Here is a 19,300-nt window from a genome sequence, read left to right as displayed (position 1 = left end):
TTCCTGCCGCTGGATCAGGGCTGCTTGGAGGCTGTGAGGGCGTCACATCAAGGGGATGAGGAACCTCCGCAGAGCCTCCTCGTAGCGCCCCGGGGCAGCATTCCACATCGCGGCGTGCGGAGCCCTCCGGACGGTGTGCAGGACGATCAGATCGGGGCGGGCGGCCGCGAGTTCGCGTGACGTGTGCCACGGCGCGACGGTGTCGTCGGGGCCGTGGGCGAGGAGGACGGGCAGGGTCAGCCGGGCCGGGTCCCGGACCCGGGCGAGCCCGTCGGGGGCCATTCCGGTCCGGCCGCGGGCGGCGTGCAGGGCGAGCGGGAGCAGCGGGGCGGGCACGCCGCGGGCGGCGGCCAGGGAGTGCAGGGCGGCCGGCCAGTCGAGCACGGGCGAATCCATGACCAGGCCACTGATGTGCGGGCGCAGCGCGGGGTCGGTGGCGGCCAGCAGCGCCATGGTGGCGCCGGTGGACCAGCCGTGGAGGACGATGCGGCGGGCACCCTGGGCCAGGGCATAGCGGACGGCAGCGGCGAGATCATGCCATTCGGCCAGCCCGAAACGGCTGATTCCGTCCGGTGGCCGGGGGGCTCCGGAATCGCCCCGGTAGGCGAGGTCGAGGACCGGCAACCGGAGGCGGTGCAGGAGCGGCATGACGACCATCGGGTGCTCGCGGGTGGCGCCCAGGCCGTGCACGGTGATCACCCAGGTCTCGCGGGCGGCGGGCAGGAACCAGGCGGGCAGCGGCCCGAGCTCCCCGGGGACCAGGACGTCGGCGTGGTCGAGGCCGAGGGCGTCGCGGGGGTTCCCGGCGTGCAGCTGCGGGGTCATCCACACCCGGTCGCCGGGCTCGGGCACGCCGCGCGTGACGCGCTCCAGGCGGCGCACGACGGCGTCGGCGGAGTGCGGCGCGTCGTGGACGACGGATCCGACGACGGCGTGCAGGCCGCTTCCGGTCAGCCCGTAGGTGCCCGGGCGGAGCGAGGCCTGGTGGCGGGTGAGGGTGATGAAGTCGCCGTCGACGGCGTGGACGGCGAGCCGCGGCTGGTCGGGCGGCGGTCCGCCGGGGGAAGCGCGGAGAGCGGCGTCGGAGGCGTACCGTCCGGCCGCCAGGGCGGCCGCACCGGCACCGAAAGCCGTGACGGCGGCCACGGCCGCCGTGGTCCGTATGCCCATGCCCTCCAGTGTGAGCGGCGTGCCCGCCACCGGCCAGTGGGCGGGAGGCCCTGCCGGCGGCAGGCCCGCAATCCTGTGCCGCCGCCACGGCGTGCCGTCCCGGCGCGGTGGTTGCTCACCGTTGCGGCGGAGGTTGTTGTGTGGCGGAGGTCACCGCCGGGGCGGCCGGGGCGGTCTACGGCTTCCCGTAGTCGCGGAGCTTTTCCGTGGCCTGGTCGGCCTGGGCCGGGGTGAGGAGCGTCGGTGCGCGGCCGGGGAGGGACGAGGCGGTGAGCCAGACCCGGCACATCCACTCCAGCTGGGCGGTGCGGTCGTACGCCTGGTCGAGGCTCGCGCCGTAGGTGAGGGTCCCGTGGTTGCGCAGGAGGCAGCCGGTGCGGCCGGCCAGGGCCTCCAGGGCGTGCGCGGCCAGCTCGTCGCTGCCGTAGAGGGCGTAGGGGGCGACGCGGACCGGCCCGCCGAGCGCGCCGGCCATGTAGTGGATCAGCGGCAGCTCGTCGACGAGGGTGGAGACGGCCGTGGCGTGCACGGCGTGGGTGTGCACGATCGCGGCGGCGCCGGTGGCGCGGTAGACGGCGAGGTGCAGGGGAAGCTCGCTGGTGGGGGCCAGGTCGCCCAGGAGCGGGCGGCCCTCCAGGTCGACGGCGACCAGGTCGCGCGGGGTCAGCCGGTCGTACGGGATGCCGCTCGGGGTGACGACGACGGCGTCCCCGACCCGTGCGGAGACGTTGCCCGAGGTGCCCACCACGAGGCCGTCGGCCGTGGTGCGCCGGGCCGTGGCCACGACGCCGTCCCATGCCCGGCGGATCTGTTCGCTCTCTCTCATCCGTCCCTCCGTCCCACCCTGCGTCCGTCCTTGCGTCCGCCCTGTCATCCGTGCTCCGCCTCCGGTTCGCGTCATTGATCAGTCCGACCCAGTTCACCTTCCGTTCACCAAGGGTCTTTACGGTCCACGCTGTACTGACCATCGAGCTGATTGCCTGGGTGAATGGAACACATCACGCTTCTCATCGGGATCGTGATCGTCACGGCCTTGGTGTTCGACTTTACGAACGGCTTCCACGACACGGCCAACGCCATGGCCACCACCATCTCCACCGGCGCCCTCAAGCCCAAGACCGCGGTGGCGATGTCGGCGGTCCTGAACCTCGTCGGGGCGTTCCTGTCCGTCGAGGTGGCCAAGACCATCTCCGGGGGAATCATCGATGAGACCGCCGGCATCAGACCCGAAGTGATCTTCGCCGGTCTGGTCGGCGCCATCGTCTGGAACCTGCTGACCTGGCTCGCCGGGCTCCCCTCCAGCTCCTCGCACGCCCTCTTCGGCGGTCTGATCGGTGCGACGGTCGTCGCCGTCGGCTTCGACGCGGTCAACACCGACAAGGTCGTCATGAAGGTCCTGATCCCGGCCGTCGCCGCGCCGCTCGTGGCCGGCATCGCCGCCTGGTGCGCGACCCGCCTCACCTACCGGCTCACCAAGGGCCGCGACGAGCGCGAGACCGCCAAGGGCTACCGCGCCGGCCAGATCGCCTCGGCCGCCCTGGTCTCCCTCGCCCACGGCACCAACGACGCCCAGAAGACCATGGGCGTGATCACCCTCGCCCTCGTCGCCGGCGGCGTCGTCGCCCCGCACGCCGACCCGCCCATGTGGGTCATCGTCTCCGCGGGCCTGGCCATCGCGCTCGGCACGTACCTGGGCGGCTGGCGCATCATCCAGACCCTCGGCAAGGGCCTCACCGACATCAAGCCCGCGCAGGGCTTCGCCGCGCAGACCGGCGCCGCGACCGTGATCCTCGCCTCCTCGCACATCGGCTTCGCCCTCTCCACCACCCAGGTCTGCTCCGGCTCGATCATGGGCGCCGGCCTCGGCCGCAAGGGCGGCGTCGTGCGCTGGTCGACCGCAAGCCGCATGATCATGGCCTGGGGCCTGACCCTGCCCGCCGCGGGCCTGGTCGCCGGTGGCGCCGCCCTCCTCGCCGACCAGGGCGACTGGGGCGTCGCGGCCGTCGCCGTCCTCGGCCTGGCCGTCTCCGGCGCGATCTGGCTGGCCTCGCGCCGCAAGCCCGTCACCCACGAGGACCTGGACCCGAGCGAGGCCGGCACCGACGCCGAGCCGGCCGGTGTCGTCACCGCGGCCCTGCAGGCCGTCGCCCCGCCGCCGGCCGGCCCCCTGGCCGCCGCGGTCTCCCCCTCCCCCGAGGCCGGGCGGGCTCCTGCCGCCGCCACGGCGAGCTAAGGCTTAAGGAAGAAACAGCATGCAGATCGACTGGGCAGCCCTCGGCCAGGTCTTCGGCGTCAGCCTCGTGGTGACGGTCGGCCTGGTGGGCATCTTCACCCTCGGCATCGTCGGCACGTCGCCCCGCGCGGGGAGCTCGGCGGACTCGGCGGCGGGCGCGGGGGCGCTCGTGCGGCACTCCGGTGCGTACGCGTGCTTCGCGCTGTGCGCGGCGGCCGTGGGCTACGGCATCTACTTGATCGTGGTGTAACCGCTCACGACCCGCTTCGACGGCCGGGACCCCCACGGGGGTCCCGGCCGCTGCGTTTCCCTCCGGGGGTCGCAGGAAGCCTCCGGGTGCTGCGGGCAGCACGGCACCGCCGGAGAGGTGCGGAGAGGTGCGTCACAGGCGCGCGCCACGGCGGCGGCAGAAGATTCCGCGCGGCCCGGGCGGCGAAGGCCGGGAGCCCTCACACCCGCCGCGCGCAAAGATCCGCCGCCACGGCGAGCGACCGGCACGGCGGAGTCCGGCGGTGCCGCGCTCCCCGGGCTGCCCGGCGCAGCCGGGGACGGCGGGTCGGGCCAGGTCAGAGGTGAGTTGACGGCGCCCGCGGCACATGGTGGACTTCCGGAGCCAAACGGCGACAGCAGAGGAAGCCGGTGTGAATCCGGCGCGGTCCCGCCACTGTCACCGGGGAGCGTCTCCCCCACGCGATGCCACGGCGGCGAGCCGGAAGGCCGGGGCGGCGCGGATCCGGGAGCCAGGAGACTCTGGTCGCCGGTCACGTCGAGCCAGGGCGCGGACCCTGAGTGAGGACACATCGTCATGCCCGGCGCCCGCCACCGAACGCCCCGTACGCTTCCCTCCCCCCGCCGAGGCGTGACGGCGGTCTGAGCCGATGCGTGCCGATCCGATCGGTTTCGCGTGCGGCGCCGCCCTCGGCTTCCTCGGTGACCGCGTCCTGGGCGACCCCCGCCGCGGCCACCCCGTGGCCGCGTTCGGCCGCGCCGCCCAGGCCGTCGAGCAGCGCCTGTGGCGCGACCACCGCGGCCACGGCGCCGCGCAGGCCCTGCTGTGCGCGGGCGGCCCGGCCGCCGGTGCCGCGCTGCTGGCGCGCGCCGCGCGCGCTTCCCGCCCCGCCGGCATCGCCCTGACCGCCGCCGCCACCTGGGCCGTGCTCGGGGGCACCTCCCTGGGCCGCGAGGCCCGCGCGATCGGCGGCGCGCTCGCCGCCGGCGACGTGGACGTCGCCCGCGAGCGCCTGCCGCACCTGTGCGGGCGCGACCCGCAGGCCCTGGACGGGCAGCAGATCGCGCGCGCCGTCGTGGAGTCCGTGGCCGAGAACACCTCCGACGCCGTCGTCGGCGCGCTGGTGTGGGGCGCCCTCGGGGGCGTGCCGGGTCTGGTGGCCTTCCGGGCCGTGAACACGCTGGACGCGATGGTGGGCCACAAGTCCCCCCGCTACCGCCGCTTCGGCTGGGCCTCGGCCCGGCTCGACGACGTCGCCGGCTGGCCCGGCGCCCGCCTCACCGCGGCCCTCGCCGTCCTCGCGGGCCCGGATCCGCGCGGCGCCTGGCGGGTGGCCCGGCGGGACGCGTCCCGCCACCCCAGCCCCAACGCGGGTCCCGTGGAGGCCGCGTTCGCCGGCGCCCTCGGCGTGCGGCTCGGCGGCACCCTCGCGTACGCGGGCCGCGTCGAGCACCGGCCCGTGCTGGGGGCGGAGAACCGCCCGGTGGCGACGGACGACATCGAGCGCGCGGTACGCCTCTCGCGCCGGGTCTCCCTGCTGGCCCTGGGAACGGCCGTGGTGGGCAGGCTCTCTGTCGGAAGCTTCGCACGGTACGCACGGAGGAGGAGCCGGTGACGGCTGACAGGAGCGGGTCCGCGGGCCCGCTGGGCGGGGGCCTGCTGGTGGCCGGCACCACCTCGGACGCGGGCAAGAGCGTGGTGACGGCCGGCATCTGCCGCTGGCTGTCCCGCAAGGGCGTCAAGGTCGCGCCGTTCAAGGCGCAGAACATGTCGCTCAACTCGTTCGTGACGCGCGAGGGCGCGGAGATAGGCCGGGCCCAGGCCATGCAGGCGGCCGCGGCCCGCGTGGAGCCGAGCGCCCTCATGAACCCCGTGCTGCTCAAGCCGGGCGGCGACCGCAGCAGCCAGGTCGTGCTGATGGGCAAGCCGGTGGGCGAGCTCAGTGCGCGCGGCTATCACGCGGGCCGCCAGGAGCATCTGTTCGGCACGGTGACCGAGTGCCTGGAGGAGCTGCGGCGCACGCACGACGCGGTGATCTGCGAGGGCGCCGGCAGCCCGGCCGAGATCAACCTGCGGCGCAGCGACATCGTCAACATGGGCATCGCCCGGGCGGCCCGGCTGCCCGTGGTCGTGGTCGGCGACATCGACCGCGGCGGCGTCTTCGCGTCGTTCTTCGGCACGACGGCCCTGCTCTCGCCCGAGGACCAGGAGCTGATAGCGGGTTACGTCGTCAACAAGTTCCGGGGCGACGTGACGCTGCTGGAGCCCGGCCTGGACATGCTGTACGAGCTGACGGGCCGGCGCACGTTCGGCGTCCTGCCGTTCGCGCACGGCCTCGGCATCGACGAGGAGGACGGCCTGCGCGTCTCGCTGCGCGGCGCCGTGCGCGAGTCGGTGGTGGCCCCGCCGCACGGGGCGGACGTGCTGCGGGTCGCGGTGTGCGCGGTGCCGCTGATGTCCAACTTCACGGACGTGGACGCGCTGGCGGCCGAGCCGGGCGTGGTCGTCCGCTTCGTGGACCGCCCCGAGGAGCTCGCCGACGCGGACCTGGTCGTGGTGCCGGGCACCCGCGGCACCGTGCGGGCCCTGAAGTGGCTGCGGGAGCGCGGGCTCGCGGACGCGCTGGCCCGGCGCGCCGCCGAGGGCCGCCCCGTCCTGGGCATCTGCGGCGGCTTCCAGGTTCTGGGCGAGCGCATCGAGGACGAGGTGGAGTCCCGGGCCGGCGTCGTGGAGGGCCTGGGCCTGCTGCCCGTACGGGTGCGGTTCGCGGCGGAGAAGACCCTGGCGCGGCCGGTGGGCACGGCCCTGGGCGAGCCCGTCGAGGGCTACGAGATCCACCACGGCGTGGCCGACGTCCGCGGCGGCGACGAGCCGTTCCTCGACGGCTGCCGGGTGGGAGCCGTGTGGGGCACGCACTGGCACGGCTCGCTGGAGAGCGACGGCTTCCGGCGGGCGTTCCTGCGGCGCGTCGCGGAGGCCGCGGGCCGGGCGTTCGTCCCGGCACCGGACACGAGCTTCGCCGCGCTGCGGGAGGAACAGCTGGACCGGCTGGGCGATCTGATCGAGGAACACGCGGACACGGACGCGCTGCTGCGGCTGATCGAGGACGGGGTTCCGGTCGGCGCCCCCTTCATTCCGCCGGGGGCGCCGTGAACAAGGGAATCCCCGCACGTGCGGGGACGACAGCAGGGCTTCCACGAAGTGATCGCCGAGCAGCGGACCAACCCCGCCGGTGCGGGGACCAGAAGGCAAGCGTGACCGTCAACTGCTGCGACGGTCGACCCGTTCGGCGAGAGCCTCTCGAAGGAGTGAACAGCGCATGAACACCACCTACCCCTTCACTGCGATCGTCGGCATGGAGGATCTGCGCCTGGCTCTCCTGCTGAATGCCGTCTCCCCGGCTGTGGGCGGAGTGCTCGTACGAGGTGAGAAGGGCACAGCCAAGTCGACTGCCGTGCGTGGCATCGCGGGGCTGATGCCGTCCGTTGGCGTCATCGACGGCTGCCGGTTCTCCTGTGACCCTGCGGCGCCGGACGCCACGTGCCCTGACGGGCCGCACGAGCCGGATACGGCGGGCGACGTGCGACCCACACGGATGGTCGAACTTCCCGTTGGCGCCTCCGAAGATCGTCTCGTCGGTGCCCTCGACATCGAGAAGGCCCTCTCGGAGGGCGTGAAGGCCTTCGAGCCAGGCCTTCTGGCCGACGCGCACCGTGGTGTGCTGTACGTCGACGAAGTCAACCTCCTCCACGACCACCTGGTGGACCTGCTGCTGGATGCCGCCGCCATGGGCGCCTCCTACGTAGAGCGTGAGGGAGTGTCAGTCCGTCACGCGTCCCGCTTCCTCCTCGTCGGCACCATGAACCCCGAGGAGGGCGAGCTGCGCCCGCAGCTCCTGGACCGCTTCGGCCTGACCGTCGAGGTCGCGGCCTCGCGCGAGCCCGACGAGCGCGTCGAGGTCGTGCGCCGCCGCCTCGCCTACGACGAGGACCCGGCCGCGTTCGGCGCCAAGTGGGCCGCCGAGGAGGAGACGCTGCGCGAGCGGATCGCCGCCGCACGCGCGCTGCTGCCGTCCGTACGCCTGGGCGACGGCGCGCTGCGCCGCATCGCCGCCGTGTGCGCGGGCTTCGAGGTGGACGGCATGCGCGCGGACATCGTGACCGCGCGCACCGCGTCCGCCCTTGCCGCGTGGGCGGGCCGCACGGACGTGACGACGGCGGACGTACGGCAGGCGGCGCTGCTGTCGCTGCCGCACCGGCGCCGGCGCAACCCCTTCGACGCGCCGGGTCTGGACGAGGACAAGCTCGACGAGATCCTCGGCCGGTTCGAGGACGACGAGCCGGAGCCCGAGCCGGAGCCGGAGCCCGAGGGCCCGGACGACGACGGCCCCGACGGCGGTCCCGAGGGGGGCGGTCCCGACGGCGGCGGGCGGCCCCCGCAGGACGGCACGGACCCCGACGGCGCCCCCGACGTCCCGCAGCAGCGGCAGGAGCCGGAGCCCACCGGCCCCGAGCCCGCCTCCCCCGAGAGCCCGGACGCCCCCGAGGGCGCCCCCGCCCGCGGGGAGGCCCCCGAGGCCCCGGCCGTTGCCGCGGCCGACCCCTTCCGCACCCGCAGGTTCGACGTCCCCGGGCTCGGGGAGGGCGCCGACGGCCGCCGTTCGCGGGCCCGGACGGCCCACGGCCGGACGACCGGGGCCCGCCGCCCCCGCGGCGCCCTGTCCAAGCTCCACCTGGCCGCCACGGTGCAGGCCGCCGCCCCGCACCAGCGGGCGCGCGGGCGCAGCGGCGCCGGGCTCGTCGTCCGCCGCGACGACCTGCGGGAGGCGGTGCGCGAGGGCCGCGAGGGCAACCTCGTGCTGTTCGTCGTGGACGCCTCCGGCTCGATGGCCGCCCGCAAGCGGATGGGCGCCGTCAAGGGCGCGGTGCTGTCCCTGCTGCTGGACGCGTACCAGCGCCGGGACAAGATCGGCATGGTGACGTTCCGGGGCGCCGGCGCGGACGTGGCGCTGCCGCCGACGTCCTCGGTGGACACGGGCGCGGCACGGCTGGAGAGGCTGCCGACCGGCGGGCGCACGCCCCTGGCGGCGGGCCTCCTGCAGGCGCACGAGGTGCTGCGGGTGGAGCGGCTGCGCGACCCGTCCCGGCGCCCGCTGCTGGTCGTCGTCACCGACGGCCGGGCCACCGGCGGCCCGGAGCCGCTGGCGAGGGCGGCGCGCGCCGCCCGGCTGCTGGCGGGCGAGGGCACGGCGTCGGTGGTCGTGGACTGCGAGCAGGGGCCGGTGCGGCTCGGGCTCGCCGCCGAGCTGGGCCGGCAGCTGCGCGGCCCGGTCGTGACGCTGGACGAGCTGCGCGCGGACAGCGTCTCCGCGCTTGTACGTACCGTACGGACCGCACACACCAGGAAGGCCGCGTAATGCCCCAGGGACAGCCGACCGTCGTTCCCGACGACGGACTCACCACGCGTCAGCGCCGCAACCGGCCGCTGGTCTTCGTCCACACCGGCCTCGGCAAGGGCAAGTCCACGGCGGCCTTCGGCCTGGCGCTGCGGGCGTGGAACCAGGGCTGGCCGGTCGGGGTGTTCCAGTTCGTGAAGTCGGCGAAGTGGAAGGTCGGCGAGGAGAACGCGCTGCGGGTGCTCGGTGCGTCGGGCGAGGGCGGCACGGTCGCCTGGCACAAGATGGGCGAGGGCTGGTCGTGGATCCAGCGCGACCCCAAGGACGGCGAGCAGAGCAACGAGGACAAGGCGCGCGAGGGCTGGGAGCAGGTCAAGCGCGACCTGGCGGCCGAGGCGTACAAGCTCTACGTGCTGGACGAGTTCGCCTACCCCCTGCACTGGGGGTGGATCGACACGGACGAGGTGATCGAGGTGCTGCGCAACCGCCCCGGCACCCAGCACGTGGTGATCACGGGCCGCAACGCCCCGCAGGCGCTCGTCGACTTCGCCGACCTGGTCACCGACATGTCGAAGGTCAAGCACCCGATGGACACCGGGCAGAAGGGCCAGCGGGGCATCGAGTGGTGAGCACGCACATCCCCCGCCTGGTCATCGCCGCCCCGGCCTCCGGCAGCGGCAAGACCACGGTGGCCACCGGCCTGATGCGGGCCTTCGCGGACGCGGGGCTCGCCGTGTCGCCGCACAAGGTCGGCCCGGACTACATCGACCCGGGTTACCACGCGCTCGCGACGGGCCGCCCCGGCCGCAACCTGGACGCGTACATGTGCGGCCCGGACCGGATCGCCCCGCTGTTCCTGCACGGGGCCGCGGGCTGCGACGTCGCGGTCGTCGAGGGCGTGATGGGCCTCTACGACGGGGCGAGCGGGCAGGGCGAGCTGGCGTCGACGGCGCACGTGGCCAAGCTGCTCAAGGCCCCGGTCGTCCTGGTCGTCGACGCGTCGTCGCAGTCGCGGTCGGTGGCCGCGCTGGTGCACGGCTTCGCGTCGTGGGACCCGGAGGTACGGGTCGCGGGCGTCATCCTCAACAAGGTCGGCTCGGACCGGCACGAGGCGCTCCTGCGCGAAGCGCTGACGGAGTCGGGCGTACCGGTCCTCGGCGCGGTACGCCGCGCCGAGCAGGTCCACACGCCCTCGCGTCACCTGGGCCTGGTCCCGGTGGCCGAACGCAGCACGGAAGCGACGGACGCGGTGGCGGCCCAGGCGGCGAGGGTCAGGGAGGGCTGCGACCTTGAGGGGTTGCTGGCCCTGGCGCGCACGGCGCCTCCGCTCACGGCCGAACCATGGGACCCTGTCACCACCGCGTTGCGGGCAGGCGTTCCGGCCTCGTACCCCACCCCTACCGGTTTGTGGGCAGGCGTCCCGCAGGGCGGGACGGGTGGGCACGAACCGGCCACCGGGCCGCACTCGAAGAGCAAACCGGTGATCGCCGTGGCCGGCGGCCCGGCGTTCACCTTCTCGTACGCCGAGCACACGGAACTGCTGCAGGCCGCCGGCGCGGAGGTCGTCACCTTCGACCCCCTGAGGGACGAGGCCCTCCCGGCCGGAACCGCCGCCCTCGTCATAGGCGGCGGATTCCCCGAGGTCTACGCCCCGGAGCTCTCCGCGAACGAACGCCTCCGCAAGGAGGTCGCCGCCCTCGCGGCAACCGGCGCCCCGGTCGTCGCCGAGTGCGCGGGCCTGCTCTACCTCTCCCGTTCGCTGGACGGCAAGCCCATGTGCGGCGTGCTCCCCGCGGACGCCCGCATGTCCGGCCGTCTCACCCTCGGCTACCGCGAGGCGGTGGCCATCGCGGACAACGTGCTGGCGCAGGCCGGCACGCGCGTCCGGGGGCACGAGTTCCACCGCACGGTGACCGAGCCGGGCGCGGGCGGGGCCCCCGCCTGGGGGTTCACCCACCCGGAGCGCCGCACGGAGGGCTTCGCGCGCGACGGGGTGCACGCCTCGTACCTCCACGTGCACTGGGCGGGCGCCCCGGGCACGGCCGCCCGCCTGGTGACGGCCGCGGGCGCGGCCGAGGGCGCGGGCGGTGTCGGCGAGCGCCGGTGAGCGTCAGTGGGCGAGGCCCACGACCAGCCAGATGAAGCCCGCCCCGGCCACCGTGCAGGCGAGCGTGGAGACGGCCGGGTGGGTGTGGTGGGCCTCGGGGAGGATGTCGGACGTGGCCAGGTAGAGCAGGACGCCGCCGAAGAAGCCGAGGTAGACGCCGAGGAACCCGGCCGGAAGGGTGAACAGCAGGGTGGACGCCGCGCCGACGAGAGGGGCGACGGCGTCCGCGGCGAGCATCAGGAGGGCGCGGTGCCGGTCGTTCCCGTACAGGTCGGTGATCGTGTACGTGTTGAAGCCGTCCGCGAAGTCGTGCGCGATGACGGCCACGGCGACGGCGACCGCCACGCCGTGGCCGACCTGGAAGGCCGCGCCGATGGCGACGCCGTCCATGGCGCTGTGACCGACGAGGGCGGCGGCCGCGGTGAGGCCGACCTGCGGGGTGCGTTCGGCGGCGCTGACGCCGTGGGCGGCCTTGCGGACGGCGAGGAGCCGCTCGACCATGTGGGCGGCGAGGAAGCCGGCGACGAAGCAGAGCAGGGCGGCCGGCACGCCGAAGACGTCGTGGCCTGCGGCCTCCAGGGCCTCGGGCAGCAGGTCGAGGCCGACGACGCCGAGCATCAGCCCGCCCGCGAACCCCAGGACGAGGTGTCTGCGGTCGGTGATGCGGTGCGCGGCCCAGCCGCCGAGCAGCGTCATCAGGAACGCGCCCATGGCGATCACGACCGGCACGTCTCCACCCTTCTCGCGGCTGCAGTATCCCCCGCGGCTGCGGCCCTCGCACCTGTACCCGCCGCCGCACCGGCCGTGTACGTGGGTGTGGGCGCCCGGCGCGGCGTGGCGGCCGCGGAGGTGCTGGAGCTGGTGGAGCGGACGCTGGCGGAGGCCGGGGTGCGCGGGCCGCGGCCGGCGGCGCTGGCGACGGCCGAGGCGAAGGCGGGCGAGGGCGGGCTGGTGGAGGCGGCGGCCCGGCTGGGCGTGCCGCTGCGGGTGTACGGGGCCGCCGCGCTGGCCGGGGTCGCGGTGACGGACCCCTCGGCCGCCGCGCTGGCCGCCGTGGGGACGCCCGCGGTGGCGGAGGCGGCGGCGCTGCTGGCGGCCGGGGAGGGCGGGGTACTGGCCGTGGGGAAGCGGAAGTCGGCGCGGGTGACGTGCGCGGTGGCGTACGGACCCGCTTGACGGCCGTTCCGCAGCCGTCAGTACGGTCTTGGGGCGGGCAACTTCACCTGCCCGGCGACGTGTGAACGACAACCAGCAGCAAACGGACGAGAGAAGGCGGCCCGCGGCCATGCACAATCCCAGCGAACCCGACCTGCGCCACCACGGTGACGCCGAAGTGCGGGGTGCCGGCGCGGAGCTGACGGACCTCGCGGTGAACGTGCGGGCGGGCACGCCCCCGGTGTGGCTGCGCGAGCACATCGCCGCGTCGCTCGGCGGGCTCGCCGCCTATCCGGACGGGCGCGCCGCCCGGCGGGCGGTGGCGGAGCGGCACGGGCTGCCGGAGGAGCGCGTGCTGCTGACGGCGGGGGCCGCGGAGGCGTTCGTCCTGCTCGCGCGGGCGCTGCGGGTGCGGCGGCCGGTGGTGGTGCACCCGCAGTTCACGGAGCCGGAGGCGGCGCTGCGGGACGCGGGGCACCAGGTGGAGCGGGTGCTGCTCGACGAGGCGGACGGGTTCCGGCTGGATCCGCGCGCGGTGCCGGGCGACGCGGACCTGGTCGTCGTCGGCAATCCGACCAACCCCACGTCCGTCCTCCACCCGGCGCGTGACCTGGCGCGGCTCGCCCGGCCGGGGCGGACGCTGGTGGTCGACGAGGCGTTCATGGACGCGGTGCCGGGCGAGGCGGAGTCGCTGGCGTCCGTCACGGACCTGCCGGGGCTGGTCGTGCTGCGCAGCCTCACCAAGACGTGGGGGCTGGCGGGGCTGCGGATCGGCTACGTGCTCGCGTCGCCCGGCACCATAGCCCGGCTGGAGCGGGCCCAGCCGCTGTGGCCGGTGTCGTCGCCGGCGCTGGCCGCGGCGGAGGCGTGCAGCGCTCCCCCGGCGCTCGCGGAGGCCGCGCGCGCCGCGGACCGCCTCGCCGAGGACCGGACCTATCTCGCGGCCGCGGTCGGCCAGTTCGAGGGGGTGCGGGTCCACGGTCCGGCGGCCGGGCCGTTCCTGCTGATCCGGGTGCGGGGTGCCGCGGCCGTGCGGGGCCGGCTGCGGGGGCTGGGGTTCGCGGTGCGCCGCGGCGACACGTTCCCGGGGCTGGGACCGGACTACCTGCGCCTCGCGGTCCGGGACCGGGCCACCACGGACCGCTTCGCGGAGGCCCTCGGCAAGGCGCTGGCCGAGGGCTGAGGTAGCGTCACCCCCTGTTCGGGAGGCGGACTTGATCGCTAAGGTGCCGCCGTATGCCGACCCCGCGGATAGCCCCGACAGCCGCCGACCGGACGGCGCGGCTGGCTGTCACCGTGTTCCCCCTGCTCGTCCTCGCCGCCGGAGGGGTGGGGCTCGCCGCGCCCTCCCACTTCACCGGCTGGGCGCCGGCCGTGCCCTGGCTGCTGGGCGTCGTGATGTTCACGATGGGCCTCACGCTCACCGGCGACGACTTCCGTGCCGTCGCCAAGCGGCCCTGGGCGGTCGGGCTCGGCCTCGTCGCCCACTACGTGATCATGCCGGGGCTGGGCTGGCTGATCGCCACGGTGCTCGGGCTGCCGCCGCAGCTGGCCGCCGGCGTGATCCTCGTCGGCTGCGCGCCGAGCGGCACGGCGTCCAACGTCGTCACGTACCTCGCGCGCGGGGACGTCGCCCTGTCCGTGTCCGTCGCCACCGTCTCCACGCTCGTCGCGCCGCTCGTCACCCCGCCGTTGACGCTGCTGCTGGCGGACCGGTTCCTGGACGTGGACGCGGGCGCGATGCTCACCGACATCCTCAAGACCGTGCTCGTGCCGGTGCTCGGCGGGGCGCTCGTGCGGATGGCCGCGGGGCGGTGGGTCGGCAAGGTGCTGCGCGCCCTGCCGGCGCTCTCCGCCCTGACGATCGCCGTCCTCGTCCTCATCGTGGTCTCGGGCAGCGCGTCCCGCATCAAGGACGCGGCCGCGCTCGTCCTCCTCGCCGTCGTCCTCCACAACGGCCTCGGCCTGGCCCTCGGCTACGCGGCGGGCCACCTGGCCCGGCTGGGCCGCCCCTCCAGCCGGGCGATGGCCTTCGAGGTCGGCATGCAGAACTCGGGCCTGGCGGCCTCACTGGCCACGGCCCACTTCAGCCCGGCGGCGGCGCTGCCGGCGGCGGTCTTCTCGGTGTGGCACAACGTGTCGGGCGCGGCGGTGGCGGCCTGGATGTCCAGACGGCCGCATCCCTAGCAGCCCCAGCAGCCCTGGGCGGCCCTAGCGGATCACCCTCCCCCGCAGGATCACCCGCTTCGGTGAGCCCAGGACCCTCACGTCCGCCCGCGGGTCCGTCCCGTAGACGACGATGTCCGCCGGGGCTCCCTCCTCCAGGCCCGGGCGGCCGAGCCAGGACCGGGCCGACCACGTGGTGGCCGACAGGGCCGCGAGCGGGGGCAGGCCGGCCTTGACGAGTTCGGCCACCTCCTGGCCCACGAGGCCGTGGGCCAGGGAGCCGCCCGCGTCCGTGCCGACGAAGACCGGGATGCCCGCGTCGTACGCCGCCCGCACCGTCTCGTAGCGCCGGGCGTGCAGGCGCCGCATGTGGTCCGCCCAGCGCGGGAACTTCCGTTCGCCGCCGTCCGCGAGCCGCGGGAACGTCGCGATGTTGACGAGCGTCGGCACGATGGCGACCCCGCGCTCGGCGAAGAGCGGGATGGTCTCCTCGGTGAGCCCGGTGGCGTGCTCGATGCAGTCGATGCCCGCCTCCACGAGCGGCGCCAGCGACTCCTCCGCGAAGCAGTGCGCGGTCACGCGCGCGCCGAGGCGGTGCGCCTCGGCGATCGCCGCCGCGACCTCCCCGCGCGGCCAGCAGGAGGACAGGTCGCCCGTCTCGCGGTCGAGCCAGTCGCCGACGAGCTTGACCCAGCCGTCCCCGCGCCGCGCCTCCCGCGCCACGTAGGCGACGAGGTCGTCCGGCTCGATCTCATGGGCGTAGTTGCGGATGTACCGGCGGGTGCGCGCGATGTGGCGCCCGGCGCGGATGATGCGCGGCAGGTCCTCGCGGTCGTCGATCCAGCGCGTGTCCGAGGGGGAGCCGGCGTCGCGCAGCAGCAGCGCTCCCGCGTCCCGGTCGGTGAGCGCCTGCTTCTCGGCGGTGGATTCGTCGACCGGGCCGTGGGCGTCGAGGCCCACGTGGCAGTGCGCGTCCACGAGGCCGGGCAGCGCCCAGCCCTCGACGGTGGTGACGTCCCGCGCCCCCACCGGCCGTTCGAAGGTGATCCGGCCGTCGACGGCCCACAGCTCGTCGCGCACCCCGCCGTCCGGGTCCGCGCCGACGAGCACCCGCCCCTTGATGTGCAGCACCCCACTGTCGCTCATGGACCGCACTGTACGAGCCCGCTCCTCCCGCCCGCCAAGGGGCCGTCGCCGGGCCGGGGCCGCGGCGCGACCGATACGCGGCCGGCGCGGCCGGGCGCCGCCCCGGGCAATTCCCCGGCAATCCTCTCCGGTAATTCCGGAGACAACTCTCCGCGCATTCTCATGCCCGCTTTTCCGCACCCTAAACGCAGTAATTTCCTTACGCTTCGGCAAGGGAATTGGAGACCCCCGTCGATCACTTGTGACACACTCCACACGGCCAGCGATTTGCCCGGATATTAACGGGCAAAACACCCCATCTCCCACCCGCTTTGCGCGCCCCCACGCCTCCGCGCGATAACACAACCACCCACCCCCGGGTAACCCGGGCCCCCGGTGCGATTTCCGATCCGCATCGGTAAATTCCCTCCGCATGACCGCAGCACAAGCAGACCTTGCACGTGCCCGTCCCGCCCCCCTCCGGGAATTCCCGGAAATGCCGGAGGACCTCGCGCTCGACGTCCCGCGCGTCGAGGACGGAGCCGCGATCTGGCGCATCGCCCGCGACTCGGGAACCCTGGACCTCAACTCCTCGTACAGCTACCTGCTGTGGTGCCGCGACTTCGCGGCCACCTCGGCCGTGGCCCGCGGCACGGCCGACGGGGAGGTCGCCAGCTTCATCACCGGCTACGTCCGGCCCTCCCGCCCCCGCACCCTCGTGGTGTGGCAGGTCGCCGTGGACCGCCCGCACCGCGGCCGCGGCCTGGCCGCCGCACTGCTGGAGGGCCTCGTCGCACGGGTCGCCCGGGAGAGCAAAACCGGCATCGACGGGATCGAGACCACCGTCACGCCCGGCAACACCGCCTCCAACCGCCTGTTCGCCTCCTTCGCCGAGCGGCACCGCGCGCCCGTGGAGCGTGAAGTCCTCTTCCACGGCGGGCTGTTCCCCGAGACGGGGCACGACCCCGAGGTCCTGCACCGCATCGGCCCCCTCACGCACTGAGGCCCCGCACGCACCGGGGCACCGCCCCCTCACGCACCGACAGGAGCACCCCCATGACCATCACCCCGCCCGCACTCAGCGTCTTCGAGGCCCTGGAGTCGGAGGTGCGCAGCTACTGCCGCAGCTGGCCCGCGGTCTTCGACCGGGCCCAGGGCAGCCGGATGTACGACGAGGACGGCCACACGTACCTCGACTTCTTCGCCGGCGCCGGGGCGCTCAACTACGGGCACAACAACCCGGTCCTCAAACGCGCCCTGCTCGATTACATCGAACGCGACGGCGTCACCCACGGCCTGGACATGGGCACCACCGCCAAGCGCGCCTTCCTGGAGGCCTTCCAGGACGTCGTGCTGCGCCCGCGCGACCTGCCGTACAAGGTGATGTTCCCCGGCCCGACGGGCACCAACGCCGTGGAGGCCGCGCTGAAGCTGGCCCGCAAGGTCAAGGGCCGCGAGGCGATCGTGTCCTTCACCAACGCCTTCCACGGCATGTCGCTGGGCTCGCTCGCCGTCACCGGCAACGCCTTCAAGCGGGCCGGCGCGGGCATCCCCCTGGTGCACGGCACGCCGATGCCGTTCGACCACTACCTCGACGACCGGGTGCCGGACTTCCTGTGGTTCGAGCGGCTGCTGGCCGACCAGGGCTCGGGCCTGAACACCCCCGCCGCCGTCATCGTCGAGACGGTGCAGGGCGAGGGCGGCATCAACGTGGCCCGCCCCGAGTGGCTGCGCGGGCTCGCCGCGCTGTGCGAGCGCCACGACATGCTGCTGATCGTCGACGACATCCAGATGGGCTGCGGCCGCACCGGCGCCTTCTTCTCGTTCGAGGAGGCGGGCATCACCCCGGACATCGTGACCCTCTCGAAGTCCATCGGCGGCTACGGCCTGCCCATGTCGCTCACCCTCTTCCGCCCGGAGCTCGACGTCTGGGAGCCCGGCGAGCACAACGGCACGTTCCGCGGCAACAACCCCTCCTTCGTCACCGCCGCCGCGGCGCTCGACGCGTACTGGACCGACGGGCAGATGGAGAAGCAGACCCTCGCCCGCGGCGAGCAGGCCGAGGAGGCGCTGCGCGCGATCTGCGCCGAACACCCGGAGCTGGGCGCGCACTACCGGGGCCGCGGGCTCGTGTGGGGAGTGGAGTTCGCCGACAAGGCCCGGGCCTCCGCCGTCGCCCGGCGGGCGTTCGAGCTCGGCCTGCTGGTGGAGACGTCGGGCCCCGAGGGCGAGGTCCTCAAGCTGCTGCCCGCCCTGACGATCTCCCCCGAGGAGCTGGACGAGGGCCTGCGGATCCTCGCCCGCGCGGTCCGCGACACGGCGACGGCCTGACGTCCGCCACTCCGCGCGAAAGACCCTCCGCACGAAGACACTCCGCACGAAAGAAAGGAACAACCCGTGATCGTCCGTTCCCTCCAGGACATCGAGAACACCGACCGCCACGTCAAGGCCAGGTCCGGCACGTGGGAGAGCAAGCGGATCGTGCTCGCCAAGGAGCGCGTCGGCTTCTCCCTGCACGAGACCGTCCTCTACGCCGGCACGGAGACCTCCATGTGGTACGCCAACCACATCGAGGCCGTGCTGTGCGTGGAGGGCGAGGCCGAGCTCACCGACGACGAGACCGGCGAGAAGCACTGGATCTCGCCCGGCACGATGTACCTGCTCGACGGCCACGAGCGGCACACCCTGCGCCCCAGGACCGACTTCCGCTGCGTGTGCGTCTTCAACCCGCCGGTCACCGGACGGGAGGACCACGACGAGAACGGCGTCTACCCGCTGCTGACGGAGGAGGGCTGAACCATGGCCGCGGTCACCGACCTCTACCCCACGCGCGGCACGCACGAGGAGACCGTCCCGCGCCGTGACCCGGTGGTGTGGCCCGGGCCCGCCTCCGGCGCCGCCGCGCCCGGGCCGATCGACGCGGCCGGTCTCGCGGGCTACGAACGCGACGGGTTCCTCACCGTCGACGAGATGCTCACGCCGGCCGAGGTGCAGGTCCTGCGCGCCGAGCTCGACCGGCTGATGGCCGACCCGGCGGTGCGGGCCGACGAGAGAGCGGTCGTGGAGCCGCACTCGCAGGACGTGCGGTCGGTGTTCGAAGTGCACCGGATCAGCGAGGTGTTCGCGCGGCTCGTGCGCGATCCGCGCGTGGTGGGCCGGGCGCGGCAGATCCTCGGCTCGGACGTCTACGTCCACCAGTCGCGGGTCAACGTCAAGCCGGGCTTCGGGGCCTCCGGGTTCTACTGGCACTCGGACTTCGAGACCTGGCACGCGGAGGACGGGCTGCCGCGGATGCGGACGGTGTCGGTGTCGATCGCGCTGACGGAGAACCTCGACACCAACGGCGGCCTGATGATCATGCCGGGGTCGCACCGGACGTTCCTGGGCTGCGCGGGCGTGACGCCGCGGGACAACTACAAGAGGTCCCTGCGGATGCAGGAGGCCGGCACGCCGTCGGACGGCGCGCTCGCCGAGCTGGCGGGGCGGCACGGCATCCGGCTCTTCACGGGCGCGGCCGGTTCGGCGACGTGGTTCGACTGCAACTGCATGCACGGGTCGGGCGACAACATCACGCCGTTCCCGCGCAGCAACGTCTTCATCGTCTTCAACAGCGTGGAGAACGCGGCGGTGGAACCCTTCGCGGCTCCGTCCCGCCGCCCGGAGTTCGTGGGGGCGAGGGACTTCACGCCGGTGGGGTAGCCGGTCCGGGCGGTGGTACGG

The 19,300-nt window shown here is 74.5% G+C and carries 18 protein-coding genes and 1 riboswitch; of the genes, 14 read left to right on the top strand and 4 right to left on the bottom strand.

Annotated elements, in window-relative coordinates:
* Positions 1-42 precede the first annotated feature (42 nt).
* Together ACFPP6_RS18290 and ACFPP6_RS18285 are read right to left on the bottom strand one after the other, a co-directional pair.
* On the bottom strand, positions 43-1,170 hold the full coding sequence (locus ACFPP6_RS18290; RefSeq protein ID WP_382043147.1) for an alpha/beta hydrolase: 1,128 nt from the start codon (positions 1,168-1,170) through the stop codon (positions 43-45).
* Between the two features lie 175 nt (positions 1,171-1,345).
* Positions 1,346-1,996, bottom strand: a complete 651-nt coding sequence (locus ACFPP6_RS18285) for a class II aldolase/adducin family protein (RefSeq protein ID WP_382043146.1) — start codon at positions 1,994-1,996, stop codon at positions 1,346-1,348.
* Positions 1,997-2,158: 162 nt separating this feature from the next.
* Here ACFPP6_RS18285 and ACFPP6_RS18280 point away from each other — a divergent pair, with 162 nt between their 5' ends.
* From ACFPP6_RS18280 to ACFPP6_RS18250, 7 genes are all read left to right on the top strand, one after another.
* Entirely contained in the window at positions 2,159-3,403 is a 1,245-nt protein-coding gene (locus tag ACFPP6_RS18280) for an inorganic phosphate transporter (RefSeq protein WP_382043144.1), read from the top strand.
* Positions 3,404-3,422: 19 nt separating this feature from the next.
* Positions 3,423-3,653 carry a hypothetical protein gene (locus tag ACFPP6_RS18275; protein WP_382043141.1) on the top strand — a complete coding sequence of 77 codons (231 nt, stop codon included), beginning with the start codon at positions 3,423-3,425 and terminating at the stop codon, positions 3,651-3,653.
* Between the two features lie 380 nt (positions 3,654-4,033).
* Positions 4,034-4,153, top strand: a riboswitch (cobalamin riboswitch).
* Between the two features lie 128 nt (positions 4,154-4,281).
* Complete coding sequence (locus ACFPP6_RS18270) at positions 4,282-5,247, top strand: cobalamin biosynthesis protein (protein ID WP_382043138.1); 966 nt, start codon at positions 4,282-4,284, stop codon at positions 5,245-5,247.
* A gap of 29 nt (positions 5,248-5,276) precedes the next feature.
* Entirely contained in the window at positions 5,277-6,785 is a 1,509-nt protein-coding gene (locus tag ACFPP6_RS18265) for a cobyric acid synthase (protein ID WP_382043311.1), read from the top strand.
* 166 nt (positions 6,786-6,951) lie between these two features.
* Entirely contained in the window at positions 6,952-9,048 is a 2,097-nt protein-coding gene (locus ACFPP6_RS18260; RefSeq protein ID WP_382043135.1) for a putative cobaltochelatase, read from the top strand.
* Positions 9,048-9,656 (top strand): cob(I)yrinic acid a,c-diamide adenosyltransferase, encoded by a 609-nt coding sequence (gene cobO, locus ACFPP6_RS18255; RefSeq protein ID WP_168093108.1) that lies wholly within the window; start codon positions 9,048-9,050, stop codon positions 9,654-9,656. Before ACFPP6_RS18260 ends, cobO begins: the two co-directional genes overlap by 1 nt.
* Entirely contained in the window at positions 9,650-11,134 is a 1,485-nt protein-coding gene (locus ACFPP6_RS18250) for a cobyrinate a,c-diamide synthase (protein WP_382043132.1), read from the top strand. The genes cobO and ACFPP6_RS18250 overlap by 7 nt, the downstream gene beginning before the upstream one ends.
* 3 nt (positions 11,135-11,137) lie before the next feature.
* Here the strand turns inward: ACFPP6_RS18250 and ACFPP6_RS18245 are convergent, their stop codons facing one another.
* Complete coding sequence (locus ACFPP6_RS18245; RefSeq protein ID WP_382043309.1) at positions 11,138-11,845, bottom strand: ZIP family metal transporter; 708 nt, start codon at positions 11,843-11,845, stop codon at positions 11,138-11,140.
* Positions 11,846-11,938: 93 nt separating this feature from the next.
* On the opposite strand from ACFPP6_RS18245, the gene ACFPP6_RS18240 reads away from it, so the two are divergent.
* The 3 genes from ACFPP6_RS18240 (at position 11,939) to ACFPP6_RS18230 (ending at position 14,476) form a co-directional block, all read left to right on the top strand.
* Complete coding sequence (locus ACFPP6_RS18240) at positions 11,939-12,310, top strand: cobalamin biosynthesis protein (RefSeq protein ID WP_382043129.1); 372 nt, start codon at positions 11,939-11,941, stop codon at positions 12,308-12,310.
* Between the two features lie 61 nt (positions 12,311-12,371).
* Complete coding sequence (gene cobC / locus ACFPP6_RS18235) at positions 12,372-13,472, top strand: Rv2231c family pyridoxal phosphate-dependent protein CobC (RefSeq protein ID WP_382043126.1); 1,101 nt, start codon at positions 12,372-12,374, stop codon at positions 13,470-13,472.
* Positions 13,473-13,525: 53 nt separating this feature from the next.
* On the top strand, positions 13,526-14,476 hold the full coding sequence (locus ACFPP6_RS18230; protein WP_382043123.1) for a bile acid:sodium symporter family protein: 951 nt from the start codon (positions 13,526-13,528) through the stop codon (positions 14,474-14,476).
* Between the two features lie 24 nt (positions 14,477-14,500).
* Here the strand turns inward: ACFPP6_RS18230 and ACFPP6_RS18225 are convergent, their stop codons facing one another.
* Complete coding sequence (locus tag ACFPP6_RS18225) at positions 14,501-15,601, bottom strand: amidohydrolase family protein (RefSeq protein WP_382043120.1); 1,101 nt, start codon at positions 15,599-15,601, stop codon at positions 14,501-14,503.
* Between the two features lie 412 nt (positions 15,602-16,013).
* Here ACFPP6_RS18225 and ectA point away from each other — a divergent pair, with 412 nt between their 5' ends.
* From ectA to thpD, 4 genes are all read left to right on the top strand, one after another.
* Positions 16,014-16,583, top strand: a complete 570-nt coding sequence (ectA, locus tag ACFPP6_RS18220; protein WP_382043117.1) for a diaminobutyrate acetyltransferase — start codon at positions 16,014-16,016, stop codon at positions 16,581-16,583.
* Positions 16,584-16,636: 53 nt separating this feature from the next.
* Complete coding sequence (gene ectB / locus ACFPP6_RS18215) at positions 16,637-17,911, top strand: diaminobutyrate--2-oxoglutarate transaminase (RefSeq protein WP_382043114.1); 1,275 nt, start codon at positions 16,637-16,639, stop codon at positions 17,909-17,911.
* 66 nt (positions 17,912-17,977) lie between these two features.
* Positions 17,978-18,376, top strand: coding sequence for an ectoine synthase (locus ACFPP6_RS18210; RefSeq protein WP_382043111.1), 399 nt, complete (start codon positions 17,978-17,980; stop codon positions 18,374-18,376).
* A 3-nt stretch (positions 18,377-18,379) separates the two neighbouring features.
* Positions 18,380-19,279 carry an ectoine hydroxylase gene (gene thpD / locus ACFPP6_RS18205; protein WP_382043108.1) on the top strand — a complete coding sequence of 300 codons (900 nt, stop codon included), beginning with the start codon at positions 18,380-18,382 and terminating at the stop codon, positions 19,277-19,279.
* Positions 19,280-19,300: the final 21 nt, after the last annotated feature.

Source organism: Streptomyces aureoversilis (assembly GCF_042657885.1).
Lineage (GTDB): Bacteria > Actinomycetota > Actinomycetes > Streptomycetales > Streptomycetaceae > Streptomyces > Streptomyces aureoversilis.
The sequence above is the reverse complement of the archived record's forward strand: the minus strand, read 5'-3'. Positions and strand labels throughout refer to the sequence as shown.